General features: G+C 34.8%; 18 protein-coding genes and 2 pseudogenes. 7 read left to right on the top strand and 13 right to left on the bottom strand.

Annotation, left to right across the window (positions count from 1 at the left end):
• The first annotated feature begins 113 nt into the window (after positions 1-113).
• Positions 114-314, top strand: a complete 201-nt coding sequence (locus tag ACMZ42_RS17540) for a cold-shock protein (RefSeq protein ID WP_053592785.1) — start codon at positions 114-116, stop codon at positions 312-314.
• An 88-nt stretch (positions 315-402) separates the two neighbouring features.
• On the opposite strand, the gene ccsB is transcribed toward ACMZ42_RS17540, so the two are convergent.
• Positions 403-1,572, bottom strand: a complete 1,170-nt coding sequence (ccsB, locus tag ACMZ42_RS17535) for a c-type cytochrome biogenesis protein CcsB (RefSeq protein ID WP_402873860.1) — start codon at positions 1,570-1,572, stop codon at positions 403-405.
• A gap of 322 nt (positions 1,573-1,894) precedes the next feature.
• On the opposite strand from ccsB, the gene ACMZ42_RS17530 reads away from it, so the two are divergent.
• A complete protein-coding gene (locus tag ACMZ42_RS17530; protein WP_415732201.1) occupies positions 1,895-2,632 on the top strand; it encodes a class I SAM-dependent methyltransferase in 738 nt (245 codons plus the stop codon).
• A gap of 53 nt (positions 2,633-2,685) precedes the next feature.
• On the opposite strand, the gene ACMZ42_RS17525 is transcribed toward ACMZ42_RS17530, so the two are convergent.
• Both ACMZ42_RS17525 and ACMZ42_RS17520 read right to left on the bottom strand, forming a co-directional pair.
• Positions 2,686-3,108 (bottom strand): GNAT family N-acetyltransferase, encoded by a 423-nt coding sequence (locus ACMZ42_RS17525; protein WP_415732200.1) that lies wholly within the window; start codon positions 3,106-3,108, stop codon positions 2,686-2,688.
• A gap of 69 nt (positions 3,109-3,177) precedes the next feature.
• Positions 3,178-3,672, bottom strand: coding sequence for a GNAT family N-acetyltransferase (locus ACMZ42_RS17520; protein ID WP_415732199.1), 495 nt, complete (start codon positions 3,670-3,672; stop codon positions 3,178-3,180).
• 146 nt (positions 3,673-3,818) lie between these two features.
• On the opposite strand from ACMZ42_RS17520, the gene ACMZ42_RS17515 reads away from it, so the two are divergent.
• Positions 3,819-4,409 (top strand): hypothetical protein, encoded by a 591-nt coding sequence (locus tag ACMZ42_RS17515; RefSeq protein ID WP_415732198.1) that lies wholly within the window; start codon positions 3,819-3,821, stop codon positions 4,407-4,409.
• 501 nt (positions 4,410-4,910) lie between these two features.
• The gene (locus ACMZ42_RS17510; RefSeq protein WP_415732197.1) at positions 4,911-5,465 is read left to right on the top strand and encodes a GNAT family N-acetyltransferase; all 555 of its coding nucleotides are present in this window, start codon (positions 4,911-4,913) and stop codon (positions 5,463-5,465) included.
• An 81-nt stretch (positions 5,466-5,546) separates the two neighbouring features.
• Here ACMZ42_RS17510 and ACMZ42_RS17505 read toward each other — a convergent pair whose 3' ends face one another.
• The 3 genes and pseudogenes from ACMZ42_RS17505 to ACMZ42_RS17495 form a co-directional block, all read right to left on the bottom strand.
• Positions 5,547-5,828 (bottom strand): histidine phosphatase family protein, encoded by a 282-nt coding sequence (locus ACMZ42_RS17505; RefSeq protein ID WP_415732254.1) that lies wholly within the window; start codon positions 5,826-5,828, stop codon positions 5,547-5,549.
• A 101-nt stretch (positions 5,829-5,929) separates the two neighbouring features.
• A pseudogene (locus tag ACMZ42_RS17500) lies at positions 5,930-6,091 on the bottom strand (histidine phosphatase family protein); the annotation flags it as partial.
• Positions 6,092-6,113: 22 nt separating this feature from the next.
• Complete coding sequence (locus tag ACMZ42_RS17495) at positions 6,114-6,746, bottom strand: hypothetical protein (RefSeq protein ID WP_415732196.1); 633 nt, start codon at positions 6,744-6,746, stop codon at positions 6,114-6,116.
• 552 nt (positions 6,747-7,298) lie between these two features.
• Here ACMZ42_RS17495 and ACMZ42_RS17490 point away from each other — a divergent pair.
• Together ACMZ42_RS17490 and ACMZ42_RS17485 are read left to right on the top strand one after the other, a co-directional pair.
• Entirely contained in the window at positions 7,299-7,439 is a 141-nt protein-coding gene (locus tag ACMZ42_RS17490; RefSeq protein WP_198516187.1) for an aspartyl-phosphate phosphatase Spo0E family protein, read from the top strand.
• A gap of 146 nt (positions 7,440-7,585) precedes the next feature.
• Positions 7,586-8,050: a hypothetical protein gene (locus ACMZ42_RS17485; RefSeq protein WP_415732195.1), complete on the top strand. Its 465-nt coding sequence runs from the start codon at positions 7,586-7,588 to the stop codon at positions 8,048-8,050.
• Between the two features lie 208 nt (positions 8,051-8,258).
• Here ACMZ42_RS17485 and thrS read toward each other — a convergent pair whose 3' ends face one another.
• From thrS to ACMZ42_RS17450, 7 genes and pseudogenes are all read right to left on the bottom strand, one after another.
• The gene (gene thrS / locus ACMZ42_RS17480) at positions 8,259-10,175 is read right to left on the bottom strand and encodes a threonine--tRNA ligase (RefSeq protein ID WP_415732194.1); all 1,917 of its coding nucleotides are present in this window, start codon (positions 10,173-10,175) and stop codon (positions 8,259-8,261) included.
• A gap of 457 nt (positions 10,176-10,632) precedes the next feature.
• Positions 10,633-10,992, bottom strand: coding sequence for a hypothetical protein (locus ACMZ42_RS17475; protein ID WP_402873875.1), 360 nt, complete (start codon positions 10,990-10,992; stop codon positions 10,633-10,635).
• A 121-nt stretch (positions 10,993-11,113) separates the two neighbouring features.
• Complete coding sequence (locus ACMZ42_RS17470) at positions 11,114-11,899, bottom strand: lipid II flippase Amj family protein (protein ID WP_415732253.1); 786 nt, start codon at positions 11,897-11,899, stop codon at positions 11,114-11,116.
• Between the two features lie 62 nt (positions 11,900-11,961).
• Entirely contained in the window at positions 11,962-12,582 is a 621-nt protein-coding gene (locus ACMZ42_RS17465; protein ID WP_415732193.1) for a hypothetical protein, read from the bottom strand.
• Between the two features lie 322 nt (positions 12,583-12,904).
• Complete coding sequence (locus ACMZ42_RS17460; protein ID WP_415732192.1) at positions 12,905-13,483, bottom strand: group-specific protein; 579 nt, start codon at positions 13,481-13,483, stop codon at positions 12,905-12,907.
• A gap of 264 nt (positions 13,484-13,747) precedes the next feature.
• A pseudogene (locus ACMZ42_RS17455) lies at positions 13,748-13,994 on the bottom strand (hypothetical protein); the annotation flags it as partial.
• A 23-nt stretch (positions 13,995-14,017) separates the two neighbouring features.
• A complete protein-coding gene (locus ACMZ42_RS17450) occupies positions 14,018-14,515 on the bottom strand; it encodes a hypothetical protein (RefSeq protein WP_415732191.1) in 498 nt (165 codons plus the stop codon).
• Positions 14,516-14,854: 339 nt separating this feature from the next.
• On the opposite strand from ACMZ42_RS17450, the gene ACMZ42_RS17445 reads away from it, so the two are divergent.
• Positions 14,855-15,202: a hypothetical protein gene (locus ACMZ42_RS17445; RefSeq protein ID WP_415732190.1), complete on the top strand. Its 348-nt coding sequence runs from the start codon at positions 14,855-14,857 to the stop codon at positions 15,200-15,202.
• Positions 15,203-15,303: the final 101 nt, after the last annotated feature.

The raw sequence follows: 15,303 nt of genomic DNA, 5'->3' as shown, positions 1-15,303 counted from the left end.
ATCTTAACCGCTAAAATCACGTATTCAAAAGTAATACGAGCTTTTGAATATGTGATTTTTTTGCAAGTTATCGAAGCAATATGATTGTTTAATTTTTTTGGGAGGTTGTTCACATGACACAAGGTACAGTAAAATGGTTTAACGCAGAAAAAGGTTTTGGTTTTATCGAGGTAGAAGGTGGAAATGATGTATTTGTACATTTCTCTGCTATTCAATCAGATGGCTTTAAAACTTTAGAAGAAGGCCAAAAAGTTGAGTTCGGCGTAGAAGAAGGTAATCGCGGACCTCAGGCTACTAATGTTGTAAAGCTTTAATTTATAGCTTTAGCATGTAGAGTGCAAAATTCAAGAGACATCCAATTATGGATGTCTCTTTTTTAGTTAACTATATTCAACTTAGCCCCTATGCGTAAGAATGTAACCCTGCAATGACTAAATTTACAAATACTTGATTAAAGACGATAATGCCAAATCCAATAATCGCTAACCAAGCTGTCTTTTCCCCTTCCCAGCCTTTAGAAAGTCGGAAATGAAGGAAAGCGGCATAAAATAAAAATGTGATAAGTGCCCACACTTCCTTAGGATCCCAACCCCAATACCTACTCCAAGCAATCTGAGCCCAAATCATGGCAAACAAAAGCCCACCTAAAGCAAACAATGGAAAACCTATAACAACTGCTCGATATGTAATTTCATCCATTAATGCTGGTTGTACACGATTTGTTAATGGCTTTAATAAAACAATTAATCGTCTTCTCGTAATAAGTACAATCACCCCATATAAAATTGTTCCAACGATAAATGACCATACAATAGAATTCAATTTCTTCGCATCTAACTTATTAGTAATCTGCAAAGCGCCAACCTGATCCCCACTAGTTGTAACTGCATCTTTATTGACAATCAGCGGTGTCATCGTATAAACGGCAGTTTCTTTCTTCTCTAGCTTATTTTCAAATTGAACCTCGATTTTATCTCCTGCTAAATTAAAATAAGTGCCCACCCCGATAAAGCCAATCACGACAATTAAACAATACATAACAAATTCCAAGGCAACTGTACTCATCGAAAATTTAGAAACATCTAATGTTCTTAATAAATAAATAATACCCGTTGCGAACGAAATCGATAAAATAGCACTTGAAAATGCAACTGTCATCACATGAATCGTTAACCAATTGCTTTGCAGTGATGGAACAAGTGGTGAAACCGTTTTTGTAAAAACGCTTCCATAACCGAGAATAATTAATGACACAGGGATGGTAAACAAACCTACCACAATTTGCTTATATAAGAAATGAATGATCAAATAGCTACCAGTAAGCATGATGCCAAAGAATGTCATAAACTCATACATATTACTTACAGGTGCATGATCAACAGCAATCCACCTTAATATGAAATACACTAGCTGTAAAGCAAAAGCAATATATGTAAGTAGAAGCCCCACTTTTCCAAACATCTTTCCTTTTGATTTCACGGCAAGCCCAATCGGTATAATGGCGATCAGTAGTAAAATAAATGCCAAGAACAATGAATTACTACTTAAACTTAATAATGATTCTTTACTCAATGTAACATCCTCCAATGTATTTTTTGGGAAACCGCATAATTACTCCCAATAAAAATAACGTCATTCATTAAAATAAGTGCCATCATTTACCTCTAGATAATTTTATTTTTTTGAATTGTTACAATTTTATGGCGTAAAAACGTCCTCATGTCAAAAAACCATCTATACAATTCATATAGATGGGGATTTACAAAAGTTGGCATGCCTCTATCTACATCTTACTAAAAATTGAAATAAAAGTCTATTTCTTTTAAGGTGGCTATGTGACAATAAATATGCGCAAATGTTACATAACGTTATGTAAGACAAGTGGAGGTTTACTATGAAACAAAATATTTATGACCATGCGGAATTTTTCCGTCAATATAAAAAGTTACGTCAAGCACCATACAACTTCAATAATTTACTTGAACAGCCAGCGTTAAAATCCTTACTTCCTAATTTAACTAATTTACAAATGCTTGATATCGGCTGTGGAATGGGAGAATTCGCGTACTATTGTATAGAGAACAATGCACAACATGTAACGGCTATTGATGTTTCAAAAAATATGCTGGCAATTGCTCAACATGAACATGCCCATCCGAATATAGACTATTATTTGCAAGCAATAGAAGATTATCATGCAGAACCTAATAGCTTTGACTGTATAACAAGCTCCCTTTCCTTGCATTATATAAAGGATTTTAGTGCAGTGGTTGGTAAAATTGCGAGCATGCTTCGCCCGGGTAGCGTTTTTGTTTTTTCTGTTGAGCATCCGATTGCTACAGCCCGTAAAACATTGGAGGATAATTGGCTTTATGATGACAGCGGGAATAGGAGCCATTACGCAATTGACAATTACCATGATGAGGGTCTGCGTGAGCAAACTTGGCTTGTAGATGGTGTTGTTAAGTATCATCGTAGCATCACTACAATCATCAATACATTAATCGAACATGACTTAACAATAGAAAAAATGCTAGAGCCTCTTCCTGATTCAGAAGCCAGTCAAAAACTGCCTTCCTTAGAAAAAGAGTATCGTCGCCCTTCCTTTTTATTAATACGCGCAAGAAAATAACCTTTCATAATTGCAAGTCTCGTAGCAGTACCCTACTGCCCGAGACTTGCTTTCTACTGCTTTAATTTCACATAAATAATTTCTGAATCTCCTTCGTCTAAGTTTTCAATAAACCCACTTTTTATAAATCCCGCCGTTTCAAATACTTTATGCATACTAGTATTTGATTGATTAGTAGAAGAAAAGATTTTTGGAGTGGTAGACATCTCTACATAAAAATCTAATAATGCTGTGGCAATGCCCTTTCTTCTTTCAGATGGCTTAACAATAACTAATGAAATGAAGCTATTGTCAAAAAAGTCATTTGTAAAAATAAGAAAGCCAGCAATCGCTTTTCCACTTTGTTGAATGATACAACGCTTCTCGTTAATTGCAGTACGCAAATATTCCCTTCTCGAAAAATCTCCAATTACTTCTTGATCAATCCCACATATTTCATCGAAATGATCCATACGCGCTTCCACCAATTGTGTCATTCTGTTCACCTCATTCTTTTATAGCTAAATTAGTTGTACGAAGAAAAGATTTTCTAAAATACACCATTTCTAATCTAGTTTTTCTCCTTTAATTTTACCCATGTAATAACTCATCACTTTAATCTCGTCCCTAAACCCTTTTGCCAGCCTTCCTTCATCGACAAAACCGCATTTTTTATAAAGTGACTGTGCGGCAGTATTCGGTAGATTTACCCCTAACACAAGCTCATTGATATTTGGAAAATGCTGCAAAACAAAGTCCGGCAAAAGCTGTAATGCCGCTTTCGCATAACCTTTCCCTTGTTCATAAAAGTCTGTCGAAAAGGCGCGGATTAAAATTGCGTGTTCATTTGAGGAATATGGCTTGACACCATCATTTTCATGTAACACAAAGAAGGTTACGAGCTTGTCTTCATCTAATACAAGAATGGCATGACGATTTTTATCCTGCTTCACAAGTTCAATGCTCTCTTTCGGAGACATCGTATAGCGAAGCTGCTCCTCTGTGATTGTGTATCGTTCAATTAAGTGATCATCATTTTCTTCGTAAAATTTTAATCTCATCGAAGCTCTCCTTTTCAACTTTAGTCCTCGTAATCTACCTAGATTGGTCTTGGCCCAGTTGAATCTCTTGATAATATATTAAATAAATGACAAATATAATGTATTCTAACATGATTTAGAAATTTATTGTGGAGTAGGTGTAAATTTTGGAATTACTAAAGAGAGCACAAGAGCGAAAAGAAACTGCCTCGCTCATTCTAAAAGAATTGGCACTACTAGAAAAATGGAATACAATTGGTCAAGCTTATGTTGTCGGCGCTACAGCGTATGATTTACTAGTGGATCAAGATATCGATATCGAAACATTTTGTGTTCTCCCGAATGTAGCGGAAGCCATGTCGATATTAGCGGACTTAACTGGCAATCCGAAGGTTTTAGAATTAAAGTATCGTAATTATTTGGAAACGCCATTTAATGGCTACTATTTTAAAATACAATATGAGCATGCCCCATTAGAAATTTGGAATATTGATATGTGGCTGTTTTCCGAAACACGAAAAGGTCCTCTATCAAGGGATTTAGTATCGTTAATGAACGACTCCTTAACAATAGAGAGTCGAAAGTATATTTTAAATATAAAAGAAGAACTGCTAAAGAAATCCATGGTACTTCCTTCGATTTATGTATATGAAGCAGTGTTAGATTACGATATTCGGCGCATAGACGATTTTCTAAATTGGATGGAGAAACAAAATGTAGATAGCCAAACCAATTGGCGTCCTTCAAGAAAGTTATAATTTATATAGTTTCATCACTAAAAGTTAGAGATGACATTTGTTAAAAAGTATTTCTTGTATATAAGTTGATTAAAGTGGAGACTGTGCGACTCCTTGGGGATCAGCGTCACAGATGCGACCGTGGAGCGAAGCGTCAGCGACCACCCTACGTTATTGTGATGAATTCATTTTTGTATGAATACTTTGAAGATTTATCGGAACAAAATCTCATTTTATCGGAACAATTTTAGCTTTTATCGGAATAATATCTCGTTTTATCGGAACAATTTTAGCTTTTATCGGAACAATTTCAGAAAGCGCTCAGTCAGAACGGGAATCAACTCACTTTATGGAGTTTGAAATATTTGTTTCTACTAATTACCAAAAATGCTACTATAATGATATCTAAACTAAAGGAGTTGGGCATATGAGCGCAGAGATTGCAGTAGATGTTTGTTTATACAACAAATAATCCGAGGGATGTAAACTCTAACTGCAGCCCTTGAACAAGGGAGAAAACAAATGGAAAATTATTTTAAAGAATTTCTTACTGGACAATCTATTACTTTACAGCAAATGACTTCTTCCGACTTAGAAGCATTTGTAAAAATCGAAAGTGAAAAGAATACGTTGTTACTTGCCAATGACGATATTCCCTTTCCAAACACCTTTGAGGATCATGCTTCATTCTTTCAAAGTATTAGTGGAAAAAAAGAGGAATTTATCTTCGGTATATTCGAAAAGTCGTCTAATGAGCTTATCGGCTCCTGTGGCGTCTATGGAATCAACTGGAAAAATAGTACTTGCTTTGTAGGTATCTCAATTGGCGAACAATGGCACGGCAAAGGGCTTGGCACCGATGCCATGAAAACTCTTATTCATTTTATTTTTAATTATATTTCCATTAATAAAATTAAGCTTCAGGTTTTTAGCTTTAATAAAGGCGCTATTCGTTCCTACGAAAAGTGTGGCTTTACAAAAGAAGGTTCTCTACGAAATGAGATTTTCCGCTTCGGCCAATTTCATGATGTAGTTTTATTTGGTCTATTACGAGAAGACTGGATTCAAATTGGATAAGTAATTTTCCGCAGGTGGTGGGAATACTTCGGACTTCTCGATAAAATGAACCAAGGGGCCGTCAATAGACAGCCCCTTCCCCTATTCTTCCCAAATTCTTCGAACATCACTTAACACGAAATGCTGAAATGTTAATTGATACACATCAGGCATTGAAAGTTTTTTCCAAAACGAGTAGTCATATTGCGCATCAAAATACTGCATCATCAAGACCATAATATTGCCATGTGTACCCATCACTATATTGTCATTTGGATGTGCAAGTATAATTTTTTGTAAGGTGGTAATAGCTCGTTCCTTTGCGGTTTCATTAGATTCTCCACCATCAAATGCGAAATTCGGGTGACTCCATACTTGATGAATGGCAGCGTCAAAATCAAGTATATTTCCATTAGATATAATATTCTTTCTTTAAAGGAATCCATCGTTTTTATCTGTAATTTATGTTCTTGTGCGATGCCCTCCACCGTCTGAACGGCTCTTTTATATGGACTTGAATATATCGTATGGATATTTTTATTTTCAAATAATCTAGTAACACGATCCCTATCCTCAAACCCTTTACTAGAAAGTGGGCGATTGTACTCATCACCGCTATAGTGAGAATGCGGTGTCTTACAAAATATATGACAGTCATTATAGTTCCCTCTATTTTTCTTCAGATTTTGCCTTCTTTTCTTTCAAATAATTGTATAGATCAACCTTCCACATACCATCTTCTCTTAATAAGGCATATGTCTTGAGGTAGTGCGAGCTTCCGAAAATTATCTCTAAATGAACAATTGCTATACTTTCAGTGCTAGAATCTTTATTCAAAGAAATACTATCGTAGTATCTGTACATTAGATAATTTTGTATATCCTCATCTAATAAATAATCTATATACTCTGCTATAAAAGTTTCTTTATCTGGAAGTTCATTGTTATTGTAGGTAATTGCATAGAGTTTATCGAAATTATGCTCAAATATTAAATTCATCATAATTAACACCATTTCCTCTGGTGTAAAAGTCTTTAGACTATTAATATTCCCTTTTTTCAAGAATTTTTCATATAAAGCTCTTTTTTCCTCTGACAATTTCTCTAAATATGTAAAATCGTAATGCTTATCAATAGTTGGAGGCATTTGTTTTGATTCTTCCACGTGTTGAATGGAATGGTTAGTAACCACTGTTGATTCTGAAGATTCTCCTTCTTTTGTTTTCACTTCTGAACATGCTAATAATATTAAACTAGTAACGATCATAATGCTTATTAAAGGCAACCTTAACTTCAACACCATAACCTCCCCCTATCATATCAATTATGCAAACTCTATTTACCCATCATTCCGTTTATTTCGAAAATTCTCAACATTATGAACCAACATGAAATCTCCTCAATAACAAACAACAAAGAAGTTTATTTGATAAATTGTGACAAGATACGAAGACCATTAAAATTACAGTAGATTTCGACATTAGTTTTTTATAGTAAAAAAGGAGTAAAACTATTAAATATCACTCTTTGCCCGTTCTTATATTTGGCCAAAAAAAAACCCTAATATTCTAATGTGGAGGGTGATAAAACACATAATTAATACAATAAAAGGATATTTAAATAGGCTGAAATACCCTGTGTTATAATTTCTTATTTTCCCATTATATAATTATGATTATATTTTTCTATGACTAAATTACGAATTTCTCAACCTATACACAATGTGACATATTTTTCGTTTTAGGTGAGATACAATGAAAAAGTTGAATCGAGGTCAATGTATTTCAAGAATATGAAGAAAAAATTTTAGGGGGAAAAGATTTTGGTTAAGATATCGTTTAAACAATTCTTGAAGATGGAGATTGAAAATAAAAGGAAAGATATGTATAAAAAGGCTATGGATTTAGGTTTCACCCATCCTAGCGTGGTAGATTGTAGTCAAGAATTAGATGTCCTACTAAATAAATATTCAAAAGCGATCAATAAAGCCAGCTGAAACGATTTCGATGATTCGACTAGTTTTATCCTGTATTAGGTTCCGATTATAGAATAGATAGCAAATTCCTATTGATGTTGTAAAGATACGTATAAATAACATAAAAATGGGATATCTTCTTTATGACAGGAAAAGGAGGCCTAAAAATGCAGGTATTTTTTTTATCATTGGTCGTTTCGAGCTTTTTACTACAGCAGCCTCAAGATTCAGTAGAAAATACAGCACCTATTCTTTGCATATCTTCTGGAACAACATCTTATAAATATCCTAATAATCAATATCAGACATTTCGTACTGAGAATGATTTTTATCATCAAATAGACAAGACAATCTATGAGGAGTATAACGATGCTTCCTTAAACATTCGTCAAAAAATAGCCTTTAAGGACGTACCTAAGGCTGAGGAGACATTTCATCTAAAAACTAATTTTATACGTGAAAAAATAGACCTCTCTCAACATACTTTTATTCATCCCAATCGACAAGTATATTTTTTAGCATCCTTTAAGCAAAATAATCAGGAGACTTATTATAAATACCTGGTCATTGACGCTGAGACCCAAACTATCCTTTTAGGAAATAGTAATTATCAAAGTGATTCCATCAATTAAATCTATTTTGTTTGTTGTTTAGTTTATTGTATGCTTGAAAATTTGATAATAGTAGCAAAATCGATGAAAAAATCAATATTTTCCAGTAAATTTAGAAAAACATATATTACAACATACATTTCATGGCTGTTATTAGCTCGACTCGAGGGAGTAGTGACTTACCTCTGGAGTCGAGCTATATTAATATAAGGAATGGTTTAATCCCCTTTTAAGATAAGGCTTTTTGCTGTATTTCTTGCTTTAGTTCCTCTATAAACTGTTGCAATGGTTTTTCAATTAATGCTTGCTGACCATATTTACGAACAGTGACATGTTGATGATCCATTTCTTTATCACCAAGCACTAAAATATACGGTATTTTTTTCATTTGAGCTTCACGAATTTTTTTACCAAGCTTTTCTTGTCGATCGTCAATACTTACACGGATTTGTTCCTTTTGTAAAGCATCCACTACTTGTTGTACATAATCTTGATGTGTATCTGCTACCCCGATTACTTTTACTTGTTGAGGTGCAAGCCACGTTGGGAACGCCCCTCCGAAATGCTCAATTAATATGCCTAAGAAGCGATCAATTGAACCGAATACCGCTCGATGAATAACGACAGGTCTTACTTTTTCATTCTGTTCATTGATATATGTTAAATCGAATTTCTCAGGTAGTTGGAAATCAAGCTGGACCGTTGCACATTGATGACTGCGGTGAATGGCATCTTTAATATGAATATCAATTTTTGGTCCATAAAACGCTCCGTCACCTTCATTAATTGTAAATGGAAAGCCTAGACTAGTTAGTACGTTTTCTAATGCAGCTTCCGCTTCATTCCAAAGATCAATATCGCCCATATAATTAGCTGGACGTGTTGATAATTCAATATCGTATTGGAAGTCAAAAACCTTGTATACCTCATCAATTATTTTCAGGGCAAGTGCAATTTCATCTTCAATTTGCTGTGGCGTAACAAAAATATGTGCATCATCCTGACAAAAAGTCCGAACTCGTAAAAGTCCATTTAATGCACCACTAAATTCATGTCGATGAACTTGACCAAATTCAGCCATACGAATCGGTAAATCTCTGTATGAATGTAAATCATTTTTAAAAATTAGTATATGTCCAGGGCAATTCATCGGCTTTAATGCGAAGCTTTGGTCGTCTACTTGTGTAAAATACATATTGTCTTTATAGTGATCCCAATGTCCTGACTGCTCCCATAGTCGCTGGTTCATCATCAATGGTGTCCGTACTTCTTGATAATCAAATTTTGCTTGTACATGACGTAAATAAGATTCCAATTCGTTACGAATAATTTGACCATTTGCTAAATAAAATGGCATCCCTGGTGCTTCCTCTGAAAACATAAATAAATCTAGTTCTTTTCCTAGCTTTCGATGATTGCGCTTTTCCGCTTCTTCTAAGAAAACAAAGTGTTCCTCAAGCTCTTTTTTTGAGGCAAACGCTACACCGTATATACGCTGAAGCATTTGATTATTGCTATCACCACGCCAGTAAGCTCCAGACACATTCATTAATTTAAAATGTTGTAATTTACCTGTAGAAGGTACATGAGGTCCACGACATAGATCATAAAAATCTCCTTGTTCATAAACCGTCACAACTTCATGTTCTGGAATATCTTCTAATAACTCTAGCTTTAGCGCATCATGAGCAAATAGCTGTTGTGCCTCTGCTCTTGTTACTTCTTTACGCTGTATTTGTATATTTTCTTGCACAATTTGCTTCATCATTTTTTCAATTTGTTGCAAATCACTTGGCGCAAAGGAATGCTCAATGTCGATATCATAATAAAAACCATTCTCTATTACTGGGCCAATCCCAAATCGAGCATCAGGGTATAAACGCTTAATTGCTTGAGCTAGTAAATGAGCTGTTGAATGACGAATTACTTGAATTCCTTCTTTTGAGCTAGCATCATAAAGGGAAATTTGTGTATCCTCCAAAATCGGGCGCGTCAAATCAATGATGGTTCCGTTGACACTCCCTACGATTGCTTTTTTACGTAAAGCGGGACTAATCGCTTGTGCAATGTCGGTTAGTGTAACACCTTTTGAAAATGCTTGTTGTTTCCCATCTGGAAATTGAATGTTAATTAATTGATTTGACATGTTCTCTACTCCTTTATTTTAAAATAAAAAAAACACATATTCGCCCCATAAAGGGACGAGCATGTGTTGATTACCCGTGGTTCCACCCAAATTCCCACTAGATGCACTAGTGGCTCATTGAAATGCAGTAACGTTGCAAGTACGGTGCAAGTTTCCAAGCACTGCTCAAAGGTAGTAAGTTTTAATAGCTGCATTAGGAAGCTTTCAGCCATGGCCCCCCTCTCTGTGGATCGCTTATTTAAACTCGTGTCCTTGTCATCGCCAATTTCATTACTTTGTGAAATTGTTATCTACTATAACGAATGCTCCAATACTTGTCAATGTCCGAAAATTCGTTTTTATGAAACAATTTAAGGTGTTTTTATTGCAAATGCATAGCAGGAAAGTAGCGATGTCGATCACTGAATTTTTTGAGCGAAGGTGTCTGGGCACTCCTATGCTCATGTCTTCATCTATTTCAGCTATTTCGCACTTCTAAAGTCTCATTGTGAGACTGCCATTGAATTTGAATGATTGGGGCAGCATCCTTTTTAAAAATTTTCGCACTTTCTTTTTTCTTTAAGGCAAATTGTTTATCTATATTCACTCGGGCGTCATCAATAGTTAGTGATTCTTTAGACCCTTCAATCGTTATTTGTAAATCACCCAAGTCTTTACCTTCACCAAGATAGAAAAGCCGCAAGCCCTCCTCCATATTACTATGATATACGGCCTTCCAGTGCTCACTTTTCGCTATGTAATGGACCTCCTCTTGTTGATTCGTACTACAAGCAACTAACACAAACATCATTAAAATTAGGAAGCATATTTTTTTCATTAGAAATCGATTTTCCTTTCTTTGAAAGTTATCATATTAATATCAACTTCAATCTATCCTTCTTAATTCCTAAAGAAACCTGTTATTTGGCTGGAATAGTTATCATCAATGTATATCCCCCTTACATGAATTGTGTAAACCATGCAATATATTTTGCTCCTGGTATAAATAATAGTTGTGCCAAAAATGTGCCTAGCAGTCTTGATCCCATCATCATCACAGAAGCTCGTTTAAGGCTTAAGTAGCTGCCTCTTTGATTGATAACATCATCTGCTAGAATGGAAATTTTAGGGTCAACAAATATAATTAGTAACATCGTCGCTACACCATTAATAAGCCCTGATGACATCACAGCAGTATTCGATCTTTCAGGAACTAATAAAGAGGCGTAAAGTGCAGACAGTACACCAATGGTATAGATGGCCGTTATAACGACATTTACGATAAATAATTTAAGAGGAATATCACGCAAGCTAATCCCCTTTAAGTATGAAAAGCTTGGCAAATGAATATGTTTTATTCCCCTTTTGATATACTCAATACTAAAACCTTTTTTGAATAATGCTGGGATCGAGCCTCTTTCCTCAGACAAATGAATAATAGCCCTTGAAAATATCGCTACAAAAGTCGGCAATAGTAGAATGCCTACCAATGTACCTAGTGAAGCGGCGCCAATAAGTATGCGGAATTGCTGTTCCACAAATGGCAATGTGTTTTCCTTTGGTGCTGTGTCAGTTAGACTTCCTGTAAAAGGCTGCTGCATCATATTTGCTAGCCTTGAAAACATGACCATGACATTAAACAGTGATAGTGCAGAAGCTAATAATTTTACACGTGCACCCGATAATCGAACTGCATACGCAAGTGTCTCTATCGAATGAATGATGAGAATAAACAAACCAATCATTATTAATTTATCTGTCAAAATATCCAAAATCTATTACCTTCTTTTCCGTTGATGATTGGTCGTCACTCTTGTATGATTTTTAGTAATCGTTTGATCCAATCTCGTACATATACTTCCCATTCTTCACGAGGAATTGTCGCTGATAGAGAGAGCGATTGCAATTTTTCTGGCATCATATGCATTTTACTTCTTAGTAGGACATTATCTTCTGACTCCTCGTCGATAAAAAGTAAATATTCCCCTTCAACAGGCTCTCTGTAAACCTTCAAGGACTCTCTAGTTCGATATACCTTTGTGGAATATAGTTTACCATCAATTTTAACTTCATAATGTCCTCGACTCCTATGTTGAATTCGGACATGCGTACCATCTAAGCGTTGGATAGTCGCTTCAAACTCTAAAAGCTGCTCATCATCCATCTGAATTCCAAAAATCCAATGATTCCTATGGGGACTTTTCACATCTGCATCATATGTATCATACCTTATATTAAATTTATTTGAGTCATCGCAGCTTTCCTCTGTTAGATATGTTGCAATAAGTTCATCTAAGGCTTGTTCATCTAACTGATTGCCATAGGTTAAGATGGCGATGTGCTTTTGAACCACAGCAGCATATTTGTATAATTCCTCTTCATCGTCTATCTCCCAAGGTTTTTCCTTATAGTATAGTAACGAATACAACAAAGACACTCCTTCCTTTTAATATTCTACGAAATCCAATTGAATAGGTTCCATTATTTCCCTAGCAAACAAAAAAGCTATTCATTAGGTACTTTCCTCCTAACGAATAGCTTTTTTAAAGCAAAAAGTTCGATTTAATCTACAAAACGTGTAGAATAAATTCTGTCTTTTTGGTTTTTATATTTCGTGATTCAAAATGTAACTTAGAACCCGTTAGCCATCCATGAAGTGCAAAAATCAGCACTTCACCACAGAAAATGAAAGATACTTAAGTTCTTTCATGGGAGTTCAACAAGGTCGCTAATTTATCTAACCGCCGATATTAAATCAATTTTGTTTGAACTGGAGCAACACTCCAATTAATCATATTTACACCTTTAATATTAATGTATCCTAAACTCAAAATATGTGGAATATGTGCGAACATCCCAAAGTTAACACCTTTTTTATGTTCTTCTGTGAAGTAGGCAAATGTGTCTGATGGTAAAGCCGAACATTCTGGATATGAAATGATATCAATGATTTGTATTTCTTCACAAGGTATATCCGAAGCTGGGCCCATATAATTCTCTTTATTATAGAAATACACAGCATTTTTATTTTTGACCAATCTTTCTGTTGGTATTTCATAAAACATCAAATCTTTTTTAATACTTACTCCAAGAGAATGTAAAGCTTCGTAAACATAGTAAGGATGAAGAGGTAGTAAAAAAATCACATCATTCCATAAGCAATTTAATTTGGGGATGCTTTTCAATAATAAGCTCGGCCTTTCTGGATGGTTAAAATACTTTTTTGAGTAGGCCTTATAAAGTTCAGGATGTATCAATTTTATCTCGTTAAGAGAAATAAGAACCTCCCCCGTCATTTTTTTTGGCACCATATGATATAGGTAATCCATCATATTTCCTCCTCATCAAAGTTTAATTCTTTAAAGGATGATTTCTTCATTATCCTTTCATTCCCTTTCATCACTCTATATTACCTAGAAAATAAGGTGAAAAACAGAATGGTAATTTGTGGAATGATTTGTTAAAATGAATTAACATAGAAACAAGAAACGCTAGAGAATGTAATTCTTCTCTAGCAGTTTTGTGTTGTTCTGAAACTTTCTAGTTCAACTAATTTGCTCCATTATTTGAATAACAGTAAACCATTGGGTCCTTTAAAAAGCATCTGATAAATGGTGCGCTTTATCTTTTCTTAATGCTTCAACTGTGAAATATATAGATTTTTTGACTAGCGGAAATAAGCATTTGCTCTACCCGATTTTCAAATGCCAAGTTTTTATGTAACTCAAGCCAACGATATCAGTAGAGGTAACTATCCGAATAATACGTACCTACGCCTTGAAATCGTTCCATCCATCCTTTCAAACGGCGATGGAAGTTATTAACGTGTTGTATGTGGATTATCTTGTTGATTTTCATTAAGATTAAAAGTCATTATTCCAGCTAGTTGAATCAGATAGCTGATAGGTCACCATATTGGCGGTTACTGCAAGAATCACACCTGCTCTGGATTTATCTATAGAAATAGGATCCTCTAATACTAGTACAACATACCCCTCACCCCGTCCCAGAGGATCTGTAGCATTTGTAGCGTTGATTTCGAAGGTTGTATACGTTTTCTCATTTGTAGCAGGGAGTATTCTTTCGTCCTGATAGACTCCATATTCCTTTAAATTATAGCAAACAGGCATCCATCCTTTTGACCAATCAATACTGCCCATTATTTCTTTTTTACGTTGTGCCAGTTTGCCAATTGAAAATGTAAAATATATCTTCATAATAGCTTGATTTAATTCATTTTTCCCTTCACATACAGCTGTTACTTCCAGCTTAATATCCCCCTCTGAATGCTTCCGAATAACCACTAAAGTCACAGTGAAAATACAGATAACAAGTACTATGCCGATGACGACAAACCCCATTTAGTCCCTCCTAACATTTCAACGAATGTTACTATTAGATTACCATGTTTTAGGAGAGATAGTATTTTTTCATCAAACAATCTTATGAAATGACACGGGCATAAATGATAAGACATAAAACGAGTCTATAGCTAAGGTTTAACGGGCAATGGACTACCCCATCAAAGTTTATGGATGTAATGACGTTAGTTGGGAGGTAAACTGCACATAACAGCCCGACCCTTTTCTTATTTACGCTTTTTCTTCTGATTTCCAATTTCTTAACCCCAATATTTCCCGCTTACTTTGGGAATAATTCTCAACTATACTAAAGAGAATTCGTTTTAAGGAGCTTTATTTATGAAAACATCTATACCATGTCCAGATTGTCAAGAAGCAATAACGCTTGAAGACTTTGAGGATTTTTCATCACCATTTACCATGAAATGTCCACACTGCCACGTCAAATTAGAAGAGACAAAAGTAACCCCATTTCTATTAATTGGTACAATTGCAATCATTCCTTTATTTATTTTCTTAACAGAAACATTAAGATCTTTACTATTAGGTATAATCCCTGTTATCGAAAAAATTCCTTCCTTTATCGTATTCCTTGGACTGTTATATCCGTTATATGGTTTTTATGAGCGATTTAATGGACTTGTTATGTTTAATAAGGGCAATTTACAAATAAAAAAAAGAAAATGATAAGGTTGAGACAAAACTGGTCTAAGCCTTAAAAAGCGCGAGAAATCAATTTTTGAAACGTTGATTTCTCGCGCTTTTCTGATTTAAGATGCATGCAGCCT

The sequence above is a fragment of the Lysinibacillus sp. NPDC056185 genome (assembly GCF_047737915.1).
Taxonomy (GTDB): Bacteria; Bacillota; Bacilli; order Bacillales_A; family Planococcaceae; genus Lysinibacillus.
Note: the sequence above shows the minus strand (reverse complement) of the source record. Positions and strands in the feature narration are given on the sequence as shown.